This window comes from Agromyces sp. Root1464, assembly GCF_001427265.1.
In the GTDB taxonomy this organism is placed as follows: domain Bacteria; phylum Actinomycetota; class Actinomycetes; order Actinomycetales; family Microbacteriaceae; genus Agromyces; species Agromyces fucosus.
The window spans coordinates 669,045-691,038 of sequence record NZ_LMFU01000001.1 but is presented as its reverse complement, the minus strand read 5'-3'; the positions used below and the strand labels follow the sequence as shown (position 1 = coordinate 691,038).

Genomic DNA, 21,994 nt, shown 5'->3' with positions numbered 1-21,994 from the left:
AGCGGATGTCGCAGACGAGCGCGGCACGCGGGCGCGCGTGGTTCTTCCCGACCCTTCGGCACTATCAGCGCGGATGGCTCGGGCCCGACCTCCTCGCCGGGCTCTCGGCCGGCGCCGTCGTCATCCCGCAGGCGATGGCGTACGCGACGATCGCGAACCTGCCCGTGCAGATCGGCCTCTACACGTGCATGGTGCCGTTGCTCGTCTACGCGATGCTCGGCGGCTCCCGGGCGATGAGCGTCTCGACGACCTCGACGATCGCGACGCTGACCGCGACGACGCTCGTCTCGGCCGGCGTCGCCGCGGGCTCCGACGACCCGGTGCCCGACCTCATGGCGCTCACCCTCATCGTCGGCCTGATCCTCCTAGGCTGCCGGCTGCTGCGACTCGGGTCCCTCGTCGAGAACATCTCGAAGGCGACGATCGTCGGCATCCAGGTGGGCGTCGGCGCCACGGTCGCCGTCGGCCAGCTGCCGAAGCTCCTCGGCGAGACCTGGAACTTCTCGGGCCATGGATTCATCCGCTCGCTCGTCGCCGTCGTCGAGGCGGTGCCCGGCGCGAACCCGGCCACGATCGCGCTCTCGGCCGGATCGATCGTCGTCCTCGTCGTGCTCAAGCGGTTCGCCCCGCGTGTGCCGGGCCCGCTGCTCGTCGTCGTCGGCGGCATCCTGCTCGTCGCGTTCGCCGGTCTCGAGGGAGCGGGTGTCGAACTCATCCCGCCCGTGCCGCAGGGCTTCCCGCCGCCGTCGCTGCCCTCGTTCCCACACGTGCCCGAACTGCTGCCCGGTGCGATCGCGATCGCGGTGATGGCCTTCCTCGAGTCCGCCGCGGTGGCGCGGGGCATCCGAAAGCCCGGCGAGCCGCAGATCGACAGCGACCAGGAGCTCTTCGCCACGGGTGCCGCGAACACGGTCGGCTCGTTGTTCCAGGTGCTGCCCGCCGCGGGCGGCTTCTCGCAGAGCGCCGTGAACCAGGGCGCCGGTGCGCGCACGCAGCTCGCGACGCTCGTGACCGTGGTGCTCGCCGTGCTCGTGGCGCTGTTCCTCGGGCCGGTGCTGAGCCTGCTGCCGCAGGCGACGCTCGCCGCCCTCGTGTTCGTCGCCGTGATCGGGCTGATCGACGTCGGCTCGCTCGTGCGCTTCTGGCGCGTCAGCCGGACCGACTTCTGGATCGCCGTGGCGACCGCGTTCGTCGGGCTCACCGCGGGCCTGCTGCTCGCGGTGCTCGTCGGGATCCTCGCCACCTTCGTCGCCGTGCTGCGCGAGCTCAACCGGCTGCGCGTCGAGGTCGGCGAGCCGGTCGACGGCGTGCTGCCGGTGCGGCTCATGGGGCCGCTCTACACGGCGAACGTGCTCGCCAACGAGAACGCGGTGCTCGCCGCGGCGGCCGATGCCGCTGCAGGCGGCGCGCACGTCCGTGCGGTCGCCCTCGAACTCACCCGGCTCTCCGCGACGTCGATCACGGTGCTGGACACGCTCGCCGACCTCGACCGTGAGCTCGCAGCGACCGGCGTCGAGCTGCGGCTCGCCGCCGTGCCCGAGTCGGGGGCGCAGGTCGCACGCCGCACGAGTTGGTTCTCGGGGCTCGAGTCGGCCGGGCGGGTCTACCCGACGCTCGAGGCGGCGGTCGCGGCGGGCGCCGGGGCCAGTTAGGGCAGCAGGCGCGTCGGGCCGCGGAAGAGGTACGTGGTCTCGCGGATGGAGGACTCGCCGAGCATGAGCATCAGCACGCGCGCGAGGCCCATGCCGAATCCGCCGTGCGGCGGCACGCCGTAGCGGAAGAAGTCGAGGTAGAACTCGAGCTCCTCGGGGTCCATGCCCTTGTCGCGAGCCTGCTCGACGAGCACGTCGATGCGGTGCTCGCGCTGCGCGCCCGTCGAGATCTCGACACCGTTGTAGATGAGGTCGTAGGAGTTCGTGAGGCTCGGGTCGCCCTCGTGCCGCATGTGGTAGAACGGCCGGATGCTCGCCGCGTAGTCGGTGAGGAAGACGAAGTCGTGGCCGAACGCCTCTTTCACGTACGCCGAGATCTGGCGCTCGCCCTCGGGGTCCATGTCGTCGTCGGCGCGGGGGATGACGTAGCCGCGGTCGGCGACGATCTGCTTCGCCTCGGCGAGCGGGATGCGCGGGAAGGGGCGCGACGGCACCGCGAGCTCGATGCCGAAGAGGTCGGCGATCTCGGCGCCGTGCTTGTCGACGACGGCCTGGAAGCCGGCGACCATGAGCTCCTCGTGCAGGGCCATGACGTCTTCGTGCGAGTCGATCCAGCTGATCTCGGTGTCGACCGAGGTGAACTCGGTCGCGTGACGCGAGGTAAACGAGGGGTCGGCGCGGAACGCGGGACCCACTTCGAACACGCCGCCGAAGCCGGCCGCCTGCGCCATCTGCTTGAAGAACTGGGGGCTCTGCGCGAGGTACGCCTTGCCCTCGAAGTACTCGACCTCGAAGAGCTCTGCGCGGGACTCCGACGCCGAGGCCATGAGCTTCGGGGTCTGGATCTCGATGAGGCCCTTCTCGACCCACACGCCGCGGAGCGCGTGGAGGAAGGTCGTCTGGATGCGGAAGATGAGGGCCTGCTTGGGGTGGCGCAGGTCGAGGAAGCGCCAGTCCATGCGCTTGTCGAGGCTCGAGTCCGCCGCGATCGGCGTCTCGGGGTTCGCAGCGGTGACGACGTCGAGCGAGGCGAGCTTCACCTCGAGGCCGCCGAGCTTGACGCGCTCGTCGTGCTTCAGCTCGCCGGTCACGGTGATGAAGGAGCCGTGCGCGAGCGCCGAGATGGCCTCGGTCGTCGCCAGGCGAGCGGATGCCTCGGCGTCGGCGCCCTCTTCGACCTCGCGGGTCGCGGGGTTCACGAGCTGCACGGCACCCGACTCGTCTCGAAGGATGACGAACTGCACCTTCTTCTGGTCGCGCACGGTCTCGACCCATCCGGACACGGTGACGGGGCCGTCGGGGAGAGCGGCGAGGTTCTTGACGAGGGTGCGGGTACTCACGATCGACCATCCTACCCGTGGGGGTTCCGACGCTCGGCGGATTCAAAGGAACGCGCTCTCTAGACTGGAAGCCGTGCCGGCCGAGCAGATCCATCTCGTGCGCCATGGCGAGGTGTTCAACCCGCAGGGCGTGCTCTACGGACGACTCTCGGGATTCGGCCTCTCCGACCTCGGTCGTAGCATGGCGCAGGCCGCCGCCGACGACCTCGTCGCCCGCGATCGACCCGTCACCGCCCTCGTCTCCTCGCCGCTGCAGCGGACCCAGCAGTCGGCCGAGCCGATCGCTACGGCCTTCGCCCTCGAGCCGCTGCTCGACGAGCGCGTGATCGAGCCCGAGAACCGCTTCGAGGGCAAGCGCATGCGCGGCGCCGACGGCGCGCTCCGGGACATCCGCAACTGGCCGCTGCTCGTGAACCCGTGGGAGCCGAGCTGGGGCGAGCCCTTCCGCTCGATCGCCGACCGCATGCTCGCCGCCATCGGCGATGCGTGGGAGGCGGCCGACGGCGGCGACGTCGTCATCGTCAGCCACCAGCTGCCGATCTGGATGGTGCACCGGCGCCTCGCCGGGCTCTCGCTCGCGCACGACCCGCGGCGCCGGCGCTGCGGTCTCTCGAGCATCACGACGCTCGAGCGACGCGGCGACCGGTTCGTCGAGGTCGGCTACACCGACCCTGCGGCGGGACTCTCCGCCCAGGCCACAGACGTAGGAGCAGTGTGATGCGCGCTCGTTGGTCGTTGACGGCGGTCGCCGTGGCATCCGCCCTGCTGCTCACGGGGTGCACGAGCGACCCGCTCGCCGACCAGTTCCGTGAGGGCAGCAGCAAGAACTACATCGCCGGCGACGGCACGATCACGATCTACGACTCCGCCGATCGCAGCGACGCGATCGAGTTCACGGGCGAGACCGTCGAGGGCGAGCAGTACGACTCGGCGGATGACGCGGGCAAGGTGCAGGTCGTCAACTTCTGGTACGCCGGCTGCGCGCCGTGCCGCGCCGAGGCGCCCATCCTGCAGGAGGTGCACGAGGCGGTCGACCCCGCCGACGTGAGCTTCGTCGGCGTGAACGTGCGCGACCAGGCGGGCACCGCCGCGCCGTTCGAGGAGAAGTACGGCATCACGTACCCCTCGGTCCTCGACGTCGAGACCGGCGAGGCGCAGCTCGCGTTCGCGGGCCGGGTGCCGCCCGCCGCCGTGCCGACGACGATCGTCCTCGACCAGGACGGCCGGGTCGCCGCGCGCGTGCTCGGCCAGTTGAAGGACGCCTCCATCCTGCAGACGATCATCGACGACCTCCTCGCCGAGCAGGCCTAGCGCATGGGCGCGGGCGAGATCGTGCTGAACGGGCAGTTGCTCGCGGCCATGCCGATCGCGATCGCTGCGGGCCTCGTCTCGTTCCTCTCGCCGTGCGTGCTGCCGCTCGTGCCCGGGTACCTCGGGTACCTGGGCGGCTTCACGGATGCCTCGGCCGACGCCGTGACGGAGCGGAGGAACCGCCGACGGCTGCTGCTCGGCGTGCTGCTCTTCATCGTCGGGTTCACGGTCGTCTTCGTGAGCTTCAACCTCGTCGCGGGCTTCGCCGGGTCGTGGCTCGTGCGCTACTCCGACGTGATCGTGCGCGTCGCCGGCGTGCTGCTCATCGTCATGGGACTCGTCTTCATCGGCCAGTTCACCTTCCTGCAGCGCACGATCAAGCCGTCGTGGCGACCGGCGACCGGCCTGGCAGGGGCGCCGCTCCTCGGCATCGTGTTCGGGCTCGGCTGGACGCCGTGCATCGGCCCGACCCTCGCCGTCGTGCTCGCCCTCAGCGCCGATTCCGCCTCGGCCGGCCGCGGCGTGCTGCTCGGCCTCGCGTACTGCGTCGGCCTCGGCATCCCCTTCCTGCTCGTGGCAGCCGGCTTCAGCTGGGTCACGGGCTCGCTCGCCTTCCTCCGTCGTCACATCCGCGCGATCAACATCGCGGGAGGTGCGCTGCTCATCGTGATCGGCGTGCTCATGGTGACGGGCATCTGGTCCATCTGGATGTACGAACTGCAGGCGGTGATCACGGGTTTTGTCCCCGCAATCTGATCCCGGCGCGCCCTCGCGGCCCGCCGACCACATCGACTCGACCGAGGCCGACCCCGGTGAGACGCCCGTCAACCAGCCGAAGCTCGGCTTCGTGGGCTGGCTGCGCTTCGCCTGGCGGCAGCTCACGAGCATGCGCACCGCGCTGCTCCTGCTCCTGCTGCTCGCGATCGCCGCGGTGCCCGGCTCGCTCGTGCCGCAGCGCTCGAGCGACCCGAACGGCGTCACCCAATACTTCGACGACAACCCGCGGCTCGCGCCGATCCTCGACGGCGTGCAGATGTTCGACGTCTACACCTCGGCGTGGTTCTCGGCGATCTACCTGCTGCTCTTCGTCTCGCTCATCGGCTGCATCATCCCGCGCACGAAGCACCACTTCGAGGCGCTGCGAGCGCGGCCGCCGCGCACCCCGGTGCGGCTCTCGCGCCTCGCCGGCTACACCGAGCGCGCGCTGCCCGAGGGCGAGACCGCTGCAGCCGCGATCGATTCCGCGGCCAAGCAGCTGCGTCAGTCGGGCTACCGCGTCGAGCAGTACGAACTGCGGGGCGAGCCCTCCGTGTCGGCCGAGCGCGGCTACCTCCGCGAGACCGGCAACCTCGTCTTCCACAGCGCGCTCGTCGGCGTGCTCGTGGCCGTCGGCTTCGGCGGCGGCTTCGGCTTCTCGGGCCAGCGGGTGATCGTCGAGGGCCAGACCTTCGTCAACACGCTCGCCGCCTACGACTCGTTCAATCCCGGACGCTTCTTCACCGACACCCGGTTGACGCCGTACCGGCTCTCGCTCGAGAGCCTCGACGCGGTGTACGAGACGCGCAACCAGGACGCGATCGGCCAGCCCATCGACTTCACGGCGCACGTGACCGTGCAGGGTCAGGACGGCGAGCCCGAAGACCGCACGGTGAAGGTCAACGAGCCGCTCTACACGCACGGCACCGACGTCTACCTGCTCGGCAACGGCTACGCGCCGACCATCACCGTGAAGAACGCCGAGGGCGACGTCGTGTTCACCGACGCCGTGCCGTTCCTGCCGCAGGACGCGAACCTCACCTCGATCGGCGTCGTGAAGGTGCCCGACGGCATGCCCGAACAGCTCGGCATGGTCGGCTTCTTCTACCCGACGCAGACCGAGCTCACCTCGGGGGCGTACACCTCGAGCTACCCCGACCTGATCCTGCCGGTGCTGACGCTCAACGTCTACGAGGGCGACCTCGGCATCGACGACGGCACGCCCACCTCGGTGTACTCGCTCGACACGTCGACCCTCGAGCAGCTGACCGGCGGCAAGACGGGCGTCGACTCGATCGAGCTGAAGCCCGGCGAGACCGCCGAGCTGCCGAACGGCCTCGGCACGGTGACCTTCGACGACGTCTCCCCGGGGGCTGCGCTCGCGGTCGACGTGAGCGACACCGACACCGACTCCGCCGACGCCGAGGGTCGCAACTACGCGCAGAGCGTCTCGCGCTTCGCGAGCTTCGACATCCACCACGACCCGACCCAGATGTGGGTGCTCGCCTTCGCCGCGCTCATCCTCGGCGGGCTGCTCGTCTCGCTCTTCGTGCCCCGCCGCCGCATGTGGGTGAAGGCCGTGACGAAGCCCGACGGCCGGGTCGTGCTCGAGTACGCCGCACTCGCCCGCGGCGAGGACCCCGGTCTCGAAGACGCCGTGACCGGCTTCGCCGACAAGCACGCCGGCCCCGCGGCATCCGCTGAAACCGCAGATGCTCCCGAGAAATCTTCGACGTAAGGTAGAACAGTGCAGTTGACCCTCGACGAGATCTCCATTCTCTGCGTGTACTCGGCCATGGTCGTGTACGCGATCGCGTTCATCGCGTTCTCGATCGACCTCGCGCGGCGTTCGGCAGCGGCCACGGCGGCGGCGGATGCCGCGGCTCGCGTCGAGGTCAAAGAGACGGTCGCGGTCGGTGCACCCTCCAGCCCCCGCTCGGCAGGCGCGGCGAAGCCGGCGGCATCCGTCGCCTACGGCCGTTCGCCCTCGCTGCGCGTCGGCGTCGCGATGACGGTGCTCGCCTGGATCCTGCACCTCTCGGCCGACGTGCTGCGCGGCCTCGCCGCGGGCCGGGTGCCGTGGGCGAACATGTACGAGTTCGCGCTCACCGGCACGCTCATCATCACCACGGTGTTCCTCGTCGTGCTCGTGGTCGTGAAGCAGGACCTGCGATTCCTCGGCACGTTCATCACGGGCCTCGTGCTCGTGCTGCTCGGTATCGCCGCCCTCAACTTCTACGTCAGCCCGATCCCGCTGCCGCCGGCGCTGCAGTCGGTGTGGCTCGTCATCCACGTGTTCGTGGCGAGTGCGTCGGTCGGCCTCTTCGCCCTCGGCTTCGCGCTCTCGGTCGTGCAGCTCATGCAGGCCCGCCGCGAGTCGATCGCGGCGACGGCGAAGGCCGCGAAGCTCACGTTCCTCGCGACGCTGCCCGACTCGGTCACGCTCGAGAACCTCGCGTATCGCATCAACATCATCGGCTTCATCATGTGGACCTTCACCCTCATGGCCGGCTCGATCTGGGCCGAGAAGGCCTGGGGTCGGTACTGGGGATGGGACACCAAGGAGGTGTGGACCTTCATCATCTGGGTGGTCTACGCCGGCTACATCCACGCCCGTGCGACGCGCGGATGGCGGGGCTCGCGCTCGGCCTGGCTCGCGATCATCGGCTTCTCGACGGTGCTGTTCAACTTCACCGTCGTGAACCTCTTCTTCAAGGGACTGCACGCGTACTCGGGGCTCTGATCGGGCACGACTCGAGCCTGAAGGCGTTCAGAGCGGCACCGGTGCGATCGCTCGCCCCGGTGCCGCCCTTCCCGGCTCACGGCGCCGAAAGTCTCGGCAGCCGTGAGGTCTCTCAGCTACACGGGTTGCCGGCGGTCACGGTGCCGTTCGCGACCTTCACCGACCCGGCCCCGATCGTGTAGTCCTGCCCGCCGTGGTTGTCCCACGTGCCCGAGCCGTCGTTGAACGCGGCGGTGATGCTCGACGCGGAACCGAGGTCGATCGACTTCGACTTCCAGCCCGCGCAGGCGTTCGTCATGCCGACGCCCGGCGGCTGGGTCCAGGCGCCGTCGCCGACGCGGTAGTGGATGTTGGCGCTCGACCAGGATGTCGCGTAGTACACGGTCGTCGTGCTCGACGAGGGCGTCCCGCACGGGTTCGTCGAGCCGACGGCACCGTTGTTCACGGTGACGACCTGCCCCGTCACGACGTAGTCGGCTCCGTTGTTGTTGTCCCACGTTCCCGAGCCGTTGTTGAACGCTGCGGTGATACCGGAGGCGGTGCCGAGGTCGATCGTCTTCGACACCCACCCGGTGCAGGCGGCGGTCATGCCGACGCCCGGAGCGGCCGTCCAGGCCCCGGAGCCGATCCGATAGTGCATGTTGTAGCCGGACCAGCCCTTCGAGGTCGAGTGGTAGACGGTCATCGAAGCACCCGTCCCCGGGCCCGGGTCGACCCCGCCGGATCCGCCCGCCTTCGCGCCGACGTGAAGCGCGAGCGCGCCGTTGCCACCTACGGAGGCGGTGAAGCGACCACTCGAGTCGACGGTCACGATGCCCCCGGCGCTGCATCCGCTGCTCGTCGGGGTGCCGACGATGACGTTGCAGTAGGAGCCGGCGGGAAGCGAGGTCTGCCACGAACGGTCGATGCTGCCGCCGCCCCGGTTGATCGCCACGAAGCCCTTGTCGCCGCGGCCGAACGCGATCGCGTTCGATCCGTTGTCCCACCTGTTCGAGATGGCAGAGCCGTAGGTGGCGGTGCGGAAGCCGACCATGTTCTCGATCGAGGTCTGGGCGTGCTTGCACGTCCAGCCGTTCTGCCCGCACACCGGGTCGATGACCTCGCCGTTGCCGGCGAGCGCAGGGCCCGCCTCCTTGTTCGAGAACTCGTACCCGGAGTGGATCGAGGGCGAGCCGTAGTTCCAGGCCAATGTGAAGATCTGTGCGAGGTCGTACGAGGAGCCGTCCCGATAGCTGAGGGTCTCGCCGTTGCGCTCCGTGTCGTGGTTGTCGACGAAGACCGCCGCATTGGAGTTCTGCAGGAAGCCCGACCAGCTCGGGCCGATGCCGGCGCCTGAGATGAGCCAGTTGATGGTGCCGCTGCCGAACGCCTCCTTGAGCTTGCGCGCGTACGCGAACTCGTGGATGTCGCCGTTGCTCAGGTATTCCTCGGGCTGGATCGGCTCGTTCGCCCGGATGACCTCCTGCACGATGTAGAGGCGAGCGCGGTCGTTCACCTTGCTCATGATGCCCTGCATGTCGGCGGCCGAGATGTGCTTCACGGCGTCGATGCGGAAGCCGTCGACGCCGAGGCCGACCAGGTCGTTCAGGTATCCGGCGATGCGCCCGCGCACGTACTCGGAACCGGTGTCCAAGTCGGAGAGGTTCACGAGGTTGCACTCCTGGACCTCCCAGCGGTTCTGGTAGCTCGCGATGTCACGTCGACACGAGTGGAAGTCCTGCGACTGGTAGATGCCGGGGTAGTCGTAGTGCTGGAACGTCGAGCCCGCCCAGCCCGTGCCCCCCGCGCTCTTGCCGCTCATGTGGTTGACGACGGCATCGGCGATCACCTTGACGCCGGCGCTGTGGCAGGTGTCGACCATGGCCTTGAATTCGGCGCGAGTGCCGAGCCGGGACTCGACCTCGTAGCTCACCGGCTGGTAATACGTCCACCACTCGGAACCCTGCACATGCTCCTGCGGGGGCGAGGTCTGCACGAAGCCGTAGCCGGCGGGTCCCAGATTGTCGGTGCACTCGCGCGCGATGGCGTTCCATGTCCACGAGAAGAGCACGGCGGTGGTGTCGCGTGGACCCGGTGCGGCCGCCTCAGCGCGGTCGGAGCTCGTTCCGGGCAGTGCGGTCATGAATGCGGCGAGGAGGGCGACGAGTGTGATTGCGGCAGAGAACCGCAAGCGCTTGCGAACCCCCGCGACAGCCGTCGCCTCGGCGTGTCTGTGATCGGTCATGTGGAATGAGTTCCTTCAGAGATCAGCGAATCTCAGGCCGGGAGTCCAGAGGATCGCGCCGCCGCCGCGTCGATGCGGCAGCCGCGTCACAACGACGACTGTCCCCAAAGATAGGCACAGGACACGAATCTCCGCAAGCAGATTTGTAAGCGCTTGCATTAACGGCGAGGCCGCTGCTACGGTCGCCTGCAGGTCGGAGGCACGCGGTCGTGCCGGGAATCGGGAGTCAAGGATGACGCAACGCGCACGTGCCCGCAGCTGGTTCGCCCTCGTGGTGGCGGGAGGGCTCGCGGCATCCGTGCTCACGGTGATCCCGGGCCTCGCCGCCGCGGCAGACGAGGCGCGCACCTTCGCCCTCGTCGGCTCGCTGCAGAGCGAGCTCGGATGCGGCGCCGACTGGGCGCCCGACTGCGCCGAGACCGAGCTGACCGCCACCGGCACCCCCGGCGTCTTCGCGGCCGACTTCACGATCCCCGCGGGCAGCTGGGAGTACAAGGTCGCGGTGAATGACAGCTGGGACGAAGCGTACGGGCTGAACGGCGGGGGCGACAACATTCCCCTGACCGTCGCCGGCGACACCGCGGTGCGCGTCGTCTTCGACGACAACCTGAAGAAGGTCGGACTCGAGGCGACCGGGGCGACGCTGCGCGGCGCCTACGACGAGGCATCCGACGCCCAGCTGGCGGCCGATCCCGTGCGCCAGCCCGGCAGCGACGAGGTGTTCTACTTCGTCATGACCGACCGCTTCGCGAACGGCGACACCTCCAACGACGAGGGCGGCCTCGACGGCGACCGCATGGCGACGGGCTACGACCCCACCGACAAGGGCTTCTACAACGGCGGCGACCTCGCCGGCCTGCGGCAGCAGCTCGACTACATCGACGGACTCGGCACGACCGCGATCTGGCTGACCCCGAGCTTCAAGAACCGGCCGGTGCAGGGCGAGGGCGCGAACGCGAGCGCCGGCTACCACGGCTACTGGATCACCGACTTCACCCAGATCGACCCGCACCTCGGCACGAACGCCGAGCTCGAGGCGCTCATCGGCGAGGCCCACGACAAGGGCATCAAGGTCTACTTCGACATCATCACGAACCACACGGCCGACGTGATCGACTACGAGGAGCAGCAGTACTCGTACATCGACCAGGCGACGAGCCCCTACCTCGACGCCGACGGCGCCGCCTTCGACCCGGCCGACTTCGCCGACGCCGACACCGGTGCGGACTTCCCGGCGCTCGACGCTGCGACGAGCTTCCCGTACACGCCGAGCCTCACGGCCGACGACGCCGACCTCAAGGTGCCGGCCTGGCTCAACGACCCGACGCTGTACCACAACCGCGGCGACTCGACGTGGGAGGGGGAGTCGGTCACCTACGGCGACTTCTCGGGCCTCGACGACCTCATGACCGAGCACCCGACCGTCGTGAACGGCTTCGTCGACGTCTACGAGCAGTGGATCGACCTCGGCATCGACGGCTTCCGCATCGACACCGCCAAGCACGTGAACTTCGAGTTCTGGGAGCAGTGGTCGACCGAGGTGCTCGACTACGCGCACGGCCTGGGCAAGGATGACTTCTTCATGTTCGGCGAGGTCTACGACGCCGACCCGCAGAAGCTCTCGCCCTACGTGCGCAAGACCGACATGAACTCGGTGCTCGACTTCACCTTCCAGTCGCAGGCCGTGAGCTTCGCGGCGGGCAACTCGGCCAAGAACCTGCAGTCGCTCTTCGCCGGTGACGACTACTACACGACCCCCGACTCCTCGGCGACGGCGCTGCCGACCTTCCTCGGCAACCACGACATGGGCCGCGTCGGCTACTTCCTGAATTCGACGGATGCCCCGCTGCAGCGCGACGAGCTCGCGCACGAGCTGCTCTTCCTCACCCGGGGCCAGCCGGTCGTCTACTACGGCGACGAGCAGGGTTTCGCCGGCACCGGCGGCGACAAGGACGCGCGGCAGACGCTCTTCGCGAGCCAGGTGGCCGAGTACCAGAACCAGCCGCTCGTCACCGGCGAGACGGCCGGCAGCGTCGACCGCTATGCGACGGATGCCCCGCTCTACGAGCACATCTCCGAGCTCGCCGCGCTGCGCAGCGCCCACCCTGCCCTCGCGACGGGCGCGCAGATCGAACGCTACGTCGACAGCGGCGCGGGCGTCTACGCCTTCAGCCGCGTCGACCGCACCGAGCAGGTCGAGTACCTCGTGGCCGCGAACAACTCGGCCGCCGCGAAGACGGTCGACGTCTCGACGCTCACGAAGGACGGCTCGTTCTCGGTGCTCTCGGGCGACGGCACGGCCGTCACCGCGGACGCCGACGGGGTCGCCTCGATCACGGTGCCGCCGCTCGGTGCGGTCGTCTGGAAGGCCGACCGTGCGGTGAGCGCGCCCGACGCGGCATCCGCCATCTCGGTGTCGACGCCGGTCGCCGGTGCCGGTGTCTCCGGCATCACCCCCGTCGTCGCCGACGTCGACGACGCCACGTGGCAGGAGACGAGCTTCGCCTGGCGCGTTGCCGGCGCCACGGGCGACGACGCCTGGCACGCGCTCGGCACGGCCGAAGACACGAGTCCGCGCGTGTTCCACGACACGGCGGGCCTCGAGAAGGGCACCCTGCTCGAGTACCGCGCGATCTCGACGGATGCCGCGGGCAACCGTGCCGCGGCGAGCACCTACGCCTCCGTCGGCAACGCCGTGAACCTCGTCGAGGAGGAGGAGCCCGAGCAGCCGATCGACCTCGTGACGGTGCCCGGTTCGCACAACTCCGAGATGGGCTGCGCGGGCGACTGGGCTCCCGGTTGCGAGGCGGCGAAGCTCACGCTGCGCGCGGACGGCATCTACTCCGGCACGTTCGACGTGGCGCCCGGCGACTACGAGTACAAGGTCGCGATCAACGGCAGCTGGGACGTCAACTACGGCGCGAACGGCGAGCCCAATGGCGGCAACGTCACCTACTCGCACCCGGGCGGACCGATCACGTTCTTCTGGAACCCCGACACGAAGGTCGTCTCCTCGACCGCCGAGGGCCCCGTCGTGACGCTGCCCGGCAGCTTCCAGTCGGAGGTCGGATGCCCCGGCGACTGGCAGCCCGACTGCCTCGCCTCGCTCATGCAGGACGGCGACAAGGACGGCGTCTACACCTACGCGACCGATGAGATCCCCGACGGCGCCTACGAGACGAAGGTCGCCCACGGCCGCAGCTGGGACGAGAACTACGGCGTCGGCGGCGCACCGGGCGGGGCGAACTACACGTTCACGGCGGCCACGGGCAAGCTCGTCGAGTTCCGCTACACGCTCGCCACGCACGAGCTCGAGATCGTCGTCACCGACCCGCCGCTCGCCGGCACCGGTGAGACGCGCGCCCACTGGGTGAGCGAGGACACGCTCGCGTGGCCCGCCGAACTGCTCGGCGGCGCAGAGGCGACGGATGCCTCGTGGACCCTCGAGCACTCGGGCGACGCCTCGCTCGCGGTCGAGGCAGGTGCCGTCACCGGCGGGGGCGACCCCGTCGAACTCGAGCTCGACCCCGAGGGGCTCTCCGACGAGCAGCTCGCGGCGTTCCCCGCGCTCGAGGGCTTCCTCGCCCTGCGCCCGGTCGGCCTCGACCGGAGCGACGTGCAGGGGCTCCTCACCGAGCAGCTCGCGGTCGCACAGCAGACGGACGACGAGCTCACCGCCTTCACGGGCGTGCAGCTGCCCGGCGTGCTCGACGCGCTCTACGGCGACGCCGTGGCATCCGTGCCGCTCGGCGTGAACTGGACCGACGGCGGCGCGAACGCGACGCTCTGGGCGCCGACCGCTCGCACGGTGTCGCTCGAACGTTGGAGCGCCGGGGCATCCGGTGACGCCGAGCTCGTCGAGGCGAGCTTCGACCAGGCCGACGGCACCTGGAGTGTGGACGGGCTCGAGGCGGGCGACGAGTACCGCTGGTCGGTCGAGGTCTTCGCGCCGAGCACGGGCGAGATCGAGACGAACTCGGTCACCGACCCGTACTCGGTCGCACTCACGGCCAACTCGGTGCGCTCGGTCGTCGTCGACCTCGACGACGAGTCGCTGCGACCCGAACAATGGGAGGAGACGGCCGCGCCCGTTGTCGAACGCGCCGTCGACCGTGCGATCTACGAACTGCACGTGCGCGACTTCTCGATCGGCGACGAGACCGTTCCCGCCGAAGAGCGCGGTACCTACCGCGCCTTCACCCGGGAGTCGGCCGGCACCGCCCAGCTGCAGCAGCTCGCCGACGCCGGCATCAACACGGTGCACCTGCTGCCGACGTTCGACATCGCCACGATCGAGGAGAACCGAGCTGCCCAGACGACGCCCGACTGCGACCTCGCGTCGTTCGGCCCGGCGTCGCCCGAGCAGCAGGCCTGCATCGACGCGATCCGCGACCTCGACGGCTTCAACTGGGGGTACGACCCGTTCCACTTCCAGACGCCCGAGGGCTCGTACGCCGTCGACCCCGATGGCGGCGCCCGGGTCGCCGAGTTCCGCGAGATGGTCGGGGCGCTGCACGACACCGGCCTCCAGGTCGTGCTCGACGAGGTCTACAACCACACGGCCGAGGCCGGCCAGGGCGCCAAGTCGGTGCTCGACCGCATCGTTCCCGGCTACTACCAGCGACTGAACGCGGCCGGCAACGTCGAGACCTCGACGTGCTGCCAGAACGTGGCGACCGAGCACGACGTGGCGCAGAAGCTCATGGTCGACTCGGTCGTGCTGTGGGCGAAGGAGTACAAGGTCGACGGCTTCCGCTTCGACCTCATGGGTCATCACTCGAAGGCGAACATGCTCGCCGTGCGCGCGGCTCTCGACGAGCTCACGCTCGAGGAGGACGGGGTCGACGGGTCATCCGTCTACCTGTACGGCGAGGGGTGGAACTTCGGCGAGGTCGCGAACAACGCGCTGTTCGAGCAGGCCACGCAGGGCCAGCTCGGCGGCACGGGTATCGGCACCTTCAACGACCGGCTGCGCGACGCCGTGCACGGCGGCAGCCCGGTCGACAGCTCCTCGACGTTCCAGCAGGGCTTCGGCACCGGGCTCGGCACCGACCCGAACGGACGGCCCGGCACGCCCTCGCAGGACGACCAGCTCGCCGACCTCGGGCACCAGACCGACCTGGTGAAGCTCGGCCTCGCGGGCAACCTCCGCGGCTACGAGCTGACGGATGCCTCGGGGCAGACGGTGCGCGGCGACGCGCTCGACTACCGCGGTGCGCCGGCCGGCTACGCCGATCAGCCCGACGAGGTCATCAACTACGTCGATGCCCACGACAACGAGACGCTGTACGACCTCTCGGTGTTCAAGCTGCCGACCGATACGACGATGGCCGACCGGGTGCGCATGAACACGCTCGAGCTCGCGACCGTGACGCTCTCGCAGTCGCCCTCGTTCTGGCACGCCGGCACCGAGCTGCTTCGCTCGAAGTCGCTCGACCGCAACAGCTACAACTCGGGCGACTGGTTCAACCGCATCGACTGGACCGGGCAGGAGTCGACCTTCGGCTCCGGCCTGCCTGGAGAGGCCGACAACGGCACCAAGTGGGCCGACATGGCGCCCCTCCTCGCAGACCCGGCCCTCAAGCCGGGCGCTGCGGACATCGCCGCCGCCGAGGCATCCGCTCTCGACCTGCTGCGCGTGCGCTCGACGGTGGACCTGCTGCAGCTCGGCTCCGCTGAGCTCATCGACGAGAAGGTGTCGTTCCCGAACAGCGGCGCCGAGGCGACGCCCGGCGTGATCGCGATGCAGATCGACGACCTCGTGGGCGACGACGTCGACCCCGAGCTCGACGGTGCGCTCGTCGTGTTCAACGCGTCGCCGGAGCCGGTGACCGAGACGGTCGCCGCGCTCGCCGGTCGCGAGTTCGCGCTCGCCGAGGCCCAGGCGAACGGGTCCGACGCCGTCGTGAAGACGACGACGTGGGATGCCGCGACCGGCACGGTCACCGTGCCGGCCCGCAGCGTCGCCGTGCTCGTCGACGAGCAGGCGCCGCCGGCGGTGACGACCTTCACGGTCGCCACGCCGAACAAGCTGCTCGCGAAGGCGGGCTCCGCGGTGAAGCTGCGGGGCACGGTGTTCGCGCTCGACGGCAGCGCAGCGGTCGGCACCGTGCGCGTGTACGACGGCGGCACGCTCATCGCCGAGACCGAACTGGAGGCGGCCGACGCCGGCCGCATCGACGTGAAGCTGCCGAAGCTGCCGCGCGGGCTGCACCTCGTGCGTGCGGTGTTCGACGGCGGCGAGGGCTACGCCGACTCGCAATCGTTCGCGGTGCCGCTCATCCTCTGGTGAGCAGGGTCTCGTCGGTCGAGGAGCCGACGAAGGAGGCGTATCGAGACCTCGGAAGCGGTCTCGATACGCGCTCCGCGCTACTCGACCGGCGGGGTGATCGGCGCGAAGGCCGTGCGTACGGTCGCGGCGATCGCCGCCGCAACCGCGAGCAGCGCCAGCGCGAGCCACGGCAGCCAGTCGACGCCCAGCGCATCGAGCGCGAGACCGCCGACGAACGCGCCCGCAGCGATCGAGCCGTTCCACGTCGCGACGACCATCGACTGCGCGACATCCGCTGCGTCGCCCGCGATCCGCGCCGGCGCGGCCTGCAGCAGCGTGGGCGCACTGCCGTAGGCGAGACCCCAGACGCCGAGTGCGAGGAAGACCACGATCGGCTGGGCGGCCCAGAGCCCGATCGCGATCATCGCGGCGCCGAGCAGCAGCGCCGCGACGATGACCATCGAGCGCATACGCCGGTCGACGAGGGCGCCGGCCCCGATCACGCCCACCACGGCGAGCACGCCGAACACGAGCAGCGAGAGGTCGAGGTGCGCGTCGAGGCCGGACGCCACGGTCAGGGGCGCGATGTAGGTGTAGGCGATGTTGTGGGCGAGGATGAAGAACGCCGTGGTCGCGAGCACCGCGGCCAGTCCGGGCATCCGCAGCACCGATGCCAGTGACGGGCGAGCCCCCGCCCGCTCTCCTGGGAACGACGGCAGGGCGGCGACCGCCCAGACGGCGAGGCCGACGCCGACGATCGCGATGAGGCCGAACGCCGCGCGCCAGCCGACGGCGCCGCCGAGCATGGTCGCAATCGGCAGGCCGAAGGCGAACGCCAGGGGAGTGCCGACCATGGCGATCGAGAGCGCCCGGCCCGAGTGCTCGGGTTCGACGGTGCGCATGGCGTAGCCGGCGGCCATCGCCCAGAGCAGCCCGGCGAGCACGCCGCCGAGCACGCGGGCGATGAGGATGAGCGCGTACGAGTCGGCGATCGCCGTGACCCCGTTGACGAGGGCGAAGCCGAGCACGAGCGTCACCAGCAGCGGCTTGCGGGGCACGCTCCGGGTGAGTGCGGTCAGCGGGATCGCGGTGATCGCGGTCGTGACCGCGTAGATCGCCACGAGCTGGCCGATCTGGGACTCGGATGCCCCGAGGTCGGCGCTCATCTGCGGCAGGAGGCCGGCCGGCAGGATCTCGGTGACGACGCCGGTGAAGACGACGGCGGCGAGGGCGAGCAGTCCGTTCAGCGGAAGGCGGGTGCGGCCGCTGCGGCGCGAGGGGCCGGGGGCTGCGGCACGCTTCGGCAGGGTCAGGGAGTCGGTGATCGGTGAAGCCATGTCGACAGTGTCGAACCTTGACACTAATGTGAAGGTCAAGTCGTGAGGATCAGACGACGAACGCGACGACACAGGAGGCGGCATGCGCATCGGCGAACTCTCGACGAGAACGGGCGTGGCCACGCGCCTGCTGCGGTACTACGAGGAGCAGGGTCTCGTGAGCTCGACCCGCGAGCACAACGGCTACCGCGACTACGCCGACGCGGCGATCGAGCGGGTGAACCAGGTGCGCGGCCTCATCGAGGCCGGCATCCCCACCGCCGTGATCCGTGACATGCTGCCGTGCCTCGCGAGCACGTCGAACGCCGTGGCGCCCGTGATCCAGCGCGATCTCGCCGAGACGCTCGCCGAGCGCCGCGCCCAACTCGATCAGCGCATCGGATGTCTCGCGAAGAACCGCGACGCCATCACGAGTTACCTGGAGCGCGCGACCGTCACGGGGTGACGCCGGCGTCGACGTCGGCCGATGGCGCTTCGCCGACCTGCCGGAGCAGCCGCTTGAACGCGTCGTACGCCGCGTCGCCAGCCGCCTCCGCGTGGCGGGCTTCGATCTCGGCGACGATCGCGTCCGAACGCTGCATCTGGTCGAGTCCGCGCTCGGTCGGTACCACGAGCTTGGCGCGACGGTCGTCGGGGTCGGGCTCGCGCCGAACGTAGCCGAGGGCGGCCAGTTCGTCGACGAGGGTGCCGATCACCTGCTTGTGCTGACCCGACTGCTGGGCGAGATCGGTGGCACGGCTGCCCTCTTCGTCGATGAACGCCATGACCGCGCCATGACGCGGGCGCAGATCGGGATGGCCCTGCTCGGCGAGCGTGCGGAACAGCTCTCGCTGCACCGCGTGCAGTGCGCGATTGGCGAGGATGCCGAGGTCGGGCGAGGCGGCCTTGCGTTCACTGCGTCTCATCGAGTTCCTCGCATTTAGTCACTGATCTTGACGATCATGAATTCTTACTATACCTTCGCCAGTGTAGCGAAGGAGAACACGCACATGATCATCGAACTCACCAGGTTCCGCGCCGGCCGCGAGGCGCTGCTGGCGGCACGACCGGCCATGCTCGCCGACTTCCGCACCGATCGCCCGGGCTTCATCGGCGCCCGGCTCGTGGAGCTCCCGGACCACGAATGGCTCGACGTCGTCGAGTGGCGAAGCGCTGCCGACCTCGCGCTCTCGCGTGAGCGAGGGGCGAACCTGCCCGGCATCGCCGGCTTCTTCTCCGCCATCGACGAGCTCATCGTCTCCGAAGAAGGGCCGGCGTCATGACCGTGCTCATCACCGGCGCCAACGGCAACATCTCCAGCGCCCTCCTCGAACGACTCGCCGACTCCGGTCTCGAGGTGCGGGCCATGGTGCGCGACATCGCGAAGGCTCCCGCGATCCCGGGCGTCGACGTCGTCGTCGGCGACCTCGACGACCCGAGCTCTCTCGGCGCCGCCTTCGACGGCGTCGAGACCCTCTGGCTGCTCACCGCCATGGGCCCGCAGGCGCCGCACGCGAGCATGAACGCGATCTGGGCGGCCCGCGCCGCCGGTGTGCGCCACATCGTGCGCCTCTCGGCGATCGGGGCGGCACACGACGCCCCGACCAGGAACGGGAGGCTGCATGCCCTCTCCGACGCCGAGCTGCGTGCCTCGGGCATCGACTGGACCATCATCAGGCCCGCGTTCTTCATGCAGAACCTGCTCGGCAGCGTGAACGGCGACGCCCTCTACGGGGCGCTCGGCGATGGCCGCGTCGGGTTCATCGACGTGCGCGACATCGCCGAGTTCGCGGCCGCCGTGCTCGCCGATCCGCACGCACATGCCGGTGCCACGTACACGATCACGGGGCCCGAGAGCATTTCGCTGCACGATGCGGCCGATGCTGCGGCATCCGTGCTCGAGACGCCGGTCGCGTACCGCCGGCTGAGTGACGACCAGGCATACACGGCGATGCTCGGCTTCGGGCTCACCGAATGGGTGGCGGCGGTCAGCGTCGAGTACGGGCGGGCGTACGCGTCGAACTGGGGTGATCTCACCACGCCCGATTTCGAGCGAGTGGTCGGTCGCCCGGCGCGGGACTTCGCGACCTTCGCGCGCGATCACGCGTCGATGCTGCGCGTGGCCTGATGCCACCGTCGATCGTCTCCGCGGTCGTCAGGCGACCGGCTGCGCGAGCACTGCGTGGCATCGCACGACGCGCTCGAACCACCACTCGGTGCGCTCGGGCGAGGCCGCATAGCGCTCGAGCAGCGCGGGGTCGGGCAGCACCCGGCCCACCGGGATCGACCCGCCCTCGGGGATGAGCGGCGACCGCGTGACATCCGCCGCCAGGAGCGACGCGGTGCCGAGTCCGCAGTCGAATTCGAGCGAGGGCACGGATGCCGCGAGCTGCGCGCCCATCGCGAGGCCGATGCTCGTGTCGAGGGCGCTCGAGACGACCACGGGCAGGCCCGTGCGGCTGATGAGCTCGAGTGCACGATGGATGCCGCCGAGCGGCTGGGCCTTGATCACGAGCAGGTCGGCGGCACCGGCCTCGGCCACGGCGAGCGGGTCGTCGGCGCGGCGCACGCTCTCGTCGGCCGCGATCGGCACCCCCATGTACTTCGTGCGGCGCCGGATCTCGGCGAGCTCCTCGACGCTCGCGCAGGGCTGCTCGACGTACTCGAGGTCGAACGGTGCGAGCGCGTGGATCGCGTGCTCGGCCTCGTCGACGTTCCAGCCCGCGTTCGCGTCGATGCGGATGCGCCCCTCGGGTCCGAGTGCCTCGCGCACCGCCCGCACACGGGCGACATCCTGCGCCAGGGTCTGGTCGGCGCTCGCGACCTTCACTTTCGCCGTACGGCATCCGGGGAATCGCGCGAGCACCGCCGCGACGCTGTCGGGGTCGACGGCCGGCACGGTCGCGTTGACCGGGATGCGGTCGCGGAGCGCGGGCGGCGGGGCCGTCCAGCCGAAGTCGATCGCGGCCGCGAGCCAAGCGGATGCCTCGTCGTCGTCGTACTCGACGAACGGCGAGAACTCGGTCCACCCCTCCGGCCCTTCGAAGAGCACGGCCTCGCGCACGTCGATGCCGCGGAACCGCGTCACGAGGGGGAGGGCCACGACTCTGGCGGTGGCGAGCAGTTCGTTCGGCTCGGGCAGCATGTGCCCAGTCTCGCACCCCGGCTCGCGAAGATGGGGGCCTGTTAGGGTGAACGCCCACGAGGAGGCGCACATGGACGGACTGCAGCAACTCGGCATCGAGGGCGCCGAGGTGGCCGAGGAGCCGGTCGCGAAGAACGTGCTCATCGGCGTCGGTGGCGTGCTGCTCGTGATCGCGGCCCTGATCCCGATCACCGCTGCGGTGATCACCGTCGTGGTCGTCGTGACGACGTACGGCGGCGCCATGCTCGGCCTCTAGCCAGCACGCGCGGAATAGGCTTGGGGTCATGAGCGCCGAGGTGTCCGACCTGTTCGATCCGAGCGAGTGGACCGACGCGGCATCCGCTGTCGCCGGTGCTGCGGGCCTCACCGACATCACCTACCACCACTCGAACGACGGCCGCATCGCGCGCATCGCGTTCCACCGGCCCGAGGTGCGCAACGCCTTCCGGCCGCACACGGTCGACGAGCTCTACCGTGCCCTCGAAGACGCGCGCACCAACCCGCGCATCGGCGTGGTGCTGCTGACCGGCAACGGGCCGAGTGCGAAGGACGGCGGCTGGGCGTTCTGCTCGGGCGGCGACCAGCGCATCCGCGGGCGCGACGGCTACCAGTACTCGGCCGACGAGACCGAGGTCGTCCGTGACCCCGCGGCCGCGGCGAGCACGGGCCGCCTCCACATCCTCGAGGTGCAGCGGCTCATCCGCTTCATGCCGAAGGTCGTCATCGCGGTCGTGCCCGGCTGGGCGGCCGGCGGCGGCCACTCGCTGCACGTCGTCTGCGACCTGACGATCGCGAGCCGCGAGCACGGCCGCTTCAAGCAGACGGACGCCGATGTCGGCAGCTTCGACGCCGGCTACGGGTCTGCGTACTTCGCCCGCCAGATCGGGCAGAAGTTCGCTCGCGAGGTGTTCTTCCTCGCCGAGGAGTACTCGGCCGAGCGCGCCTACGAGATGGGTGCCGTGAACCGCGTCGTGCCCCACGCCGAGCTCGAACGTGAGGCCATCGCGATGGCGCGCACGATCCTGACGAAGTCGCCGACCGCCGTGCGCATGCTGAAGTTCGCGTTCAACGCGGTCGACGACGGCATGGTCGGCCAGCAGGTCTTCGCGGGTGAGGCGACGCGACTCGCCTACGGCACCGACGAGGCCGTCGAGGGCCGCGACGCCTTCCTCGAGAAGCGCGACCCCGACTGGGGCCCGTACCCGTGGCACTACTGATGCCGGTTACGGGTCACCG

The 21,994-nt window shown here is 70.0% G+C and carries 17 protein-coding genes; 12 read left to right on the top strand and 5 right to left on the bottom strand.

Annotated elements, in window-relative coordinates; all coding sequences use genetic code 11:
- Nucleotides 1-5: 5 nt before the first annotated feature.
- Nucleotides 6-1,652 (top strand): SulP family inorganic anion transporter, encoded by a 1,647-nt coding sequence (locus ASD23_RS03150; protein ID WP_056006101.1) that lies wholly within the window; start codon nt 6-8, stop codon nt 1,650-1,652.
- Here ASD23_RS03150 and aspS read toward each other — a convergent pair.
- The gene (aspS, locus tag ASD23_RS03145; protein ID WP_056006098.1) at nt 1,649-2,992 is read right to left on the bottom strand and encodes an aspartate--tRNA(Asn) ligase; all 1,344 of its coding nucleotides are present in this window, start codon (nt 2,990-2,992) and stop codon (nt 1,649-1,651) included. The genes ASD23_RS03150 and aspS overlap by 4 nt on opposite strands.
- A gap of 73 nt (nt 2,993-3,065) precedes the next feature.
- Here aspS and ASD23_RS03140 point away from each other — a divergent pair, with 73 nt between their 5' ends.
- The 5 genes from ASD23_RS03140 to ccsB are packed head-to-tail and all read left to right on the top strand — an operon-like array spanning nt 3,066 to nt 7,802.
- Nucleotides 3,066-3,710, top strand: a complete 645-nt coding sequence (locus tag ASD23_RS03140) for a histidine phosphatase family protein (protein ID WP_056006095.1) — start codon at nt 3,066-3,068, stop codon at nt 3,708-3,710.
- Nucleotides 3,710-4,303 carry a TlpA family protein disulfide reductase gene (locus ASD23_RS03135; protein WP_056006092.1) on the top strand — a complete coding sequence of 198 codons (594 nt, stop codon included), beginning with the start codon at nt 3,710-3,712 and terminating at the stop codon, nt 4,301-4,303. Before ASD23_RS03140 ends, ASD23_RS03135 begins: the two co-directional genes overlap by 1 nt.
- 3 nt (nt 4,304-4,306) lie before the next feature.
- A complete protein-coding gene (locus tag ASD23_RS03130) occupies nt 4,307-5,059 on the top strand; it encodes a cytochrome c biogenesis CcdA family protein (protein ID WP_056006089.1) in 753 nt (250 codons plus the stop codon).
- A complete protein-coding gene (resB, locus tag ASD23_RS03125; protein ID WP_056006087.1) occupies nt 5,043-6,797 on the top strand; it encodes a cytochrome c biogenesis protein ResB in 1,755 nt (584 codons plus the stop codon). The genes ASD23_RS03130 and resB overlap by 17 nt, the downstream gene beginning before the upstream one ends.
- 57 nt (nt 6,798-6,854) lie before the next feature.
- Nucleotides 6,855-7,802, top strand: coding sequence for a c-type cytochrome biogenesis protein CcsB (gene ccsB / locus ASD23_RS03120; RefSeq protein WP_082571238.1), 948 nt, complete (start codon nt 6,855-6,857; stop codon nt 7,800-7,802).
- Between the two features lie 112 nt (nt 7,803-7,914).
- Here ccsB and ASD23_RS03115 read toward each other — a convergent pair whose 3' ends face one another.
- Nucleotides 7,915-10,026, bottom strand: coding sequence for a carbohydrate binding domain-containing protein (locus ASD23_RS03115; protein ID WP_056006084.1), 2,112 nt, complete (start codon nt 10,024-10,026; stop codon nt 7,915-7,917).
- Nucleotides 10,027-10,258: 232 nt separating this feature from the next.
- Here ASD23_RS03115 and pulA point away from each other — a divergent pair, with 232 nt between their 5' ends.
- Nucleotides 10,259-16,318, top strand: coding sequence for a pullulanase-type alpha-1,6-glucosidase (gene pulA / locus ASD23_RS03110; RefSeq protein WP_082571144.1), 6,060 nt, complete (start codon nt 10,259-10,261; stop codon nt 16,316-16,318).
- A 77-nt stretch (nt 16,319-16,395) separates the two neighbouring features.
- On the opposite strand, the gene ASD23_RS03105 is transcribed toward pulA, so the two are convergent.
- Nucleotides 16,396-17,634 (bottom strand): MFS transporter, encoded by a 1,239-nt coding sequence (locus ASD23_RS03105; protein WP_082571143.1) that lies wholly within the window; start codon nt 17,632-17,634, stop codon nt 16,396-16,398.
- A gap of 82 nt (nt 17,635-17,716) precedes the next feature.
- Here ASD23_RS03105 and ASD23_RS03100 point away from each other — a divergent pair, with 82 nt between their 5' ends.
- A complete protein-coding gene (locus ASD23_RS03100; protein WP_056006081.1) occupies nt 17,717-18,079 on the top strand; it encodes a MerR family transcriptional regulator in 363 nt (120 codons plus the stop codon).
- Here ASD23_RS03100 and ASD23_RS03095 read toward each other — a convergent pair.
- On the bottom strand, nt 18,069-18,539 hold the full coding sequence (locus ASD23_RS03095; protein WP_056006078.1) for a MarR family winged helix-turn-helix transcriptional regulator: 471 nt from the start codon (nt 18,537-18,539) through the stop codon (nt 18,069-18,071). The genes ASD23_RS03100 and ASD23_RS03095 overlap by 11 nt on opposite strands.
- A gap of 84 nt (nt 18,540-18,623) precedes the next feature.
- Here ASD23_RS03095 and ASD23_RS03090 point away from each other — a divergent pair, with 84 nt between their 5' ends.
- Complete coding sequence (locus ASD23_RS03090; RefSeq protein WP_056006075.1) at nt 18,624-18,896, top strand: hypothetical protein; 273 nt, start codon at nt 18,624-18,626, stop codon at nt 18,894-18,896.
- On the top strand, nt 18,893-19,741 hold the full coding sequence (locus tag ASD23_RS03085) for an SDR family oxidoreductase (RefSeq protein ID WP_056006072.1): 849 nt from the start codon (nt 18,893-18,895) through the stop codon (nt 19,739-19,741). Before ASD23_RS03090 ends, ASD23_RS03085 begins: the two co-directional genes overlap by 4 nt.
- A 27-nt stretch (nt 19,742-19,768) precedes the next feature.
- On the opposite strand, the gene ASD23_RS03080 is transcribed toward ASD23_RS03085, so the two are convergent.
- Nucleotides 19,769-20,758 carry an o-succinylbenzoate synthase gene (locus ASD23_RS03080; protein ID WP_056006069.1) on the bottom strand — a complete coding sequence of 330 codons (990 nt, stop codon included), beginning with the start codon at nt 20,756-20,758 and terminating at the stop codon, nt 19,769-19,771.
- Between the two features lie 70 nt (nt 20,759-20,828).
- On the opposite strand from ASD23_RS03080, the gene ASD23_RS03075 reads away from it, so the two are divergent.
- The gene (locus ASD23_RS03075) at nt 20,829-21,014 is read left to right on the top strand and encodes a hypothetical protein (protein ID WP_056006066.1); all 186 of its coding nucleotides are present in this window, start codon (nt 20,829-20,831) and stop codon (nt 21,012-21,014) included.
- Nucleotides 21,015-21,042: 28 nt separating this feature from the next.
- Nucleotides 21,043-21,975, top strand: coding sequence for a 1,4-dihydroxy-2-naphthoyl-CoA synthase (locus ASD23_RS03070; protein WP_056006063.1), 933 nt, complete (start codon nt 21,043-21,045; stop codon nt 21,973-21,975).
- Nucleotides 21,976-21,994 lie beyond the last annotated feature (19 nt).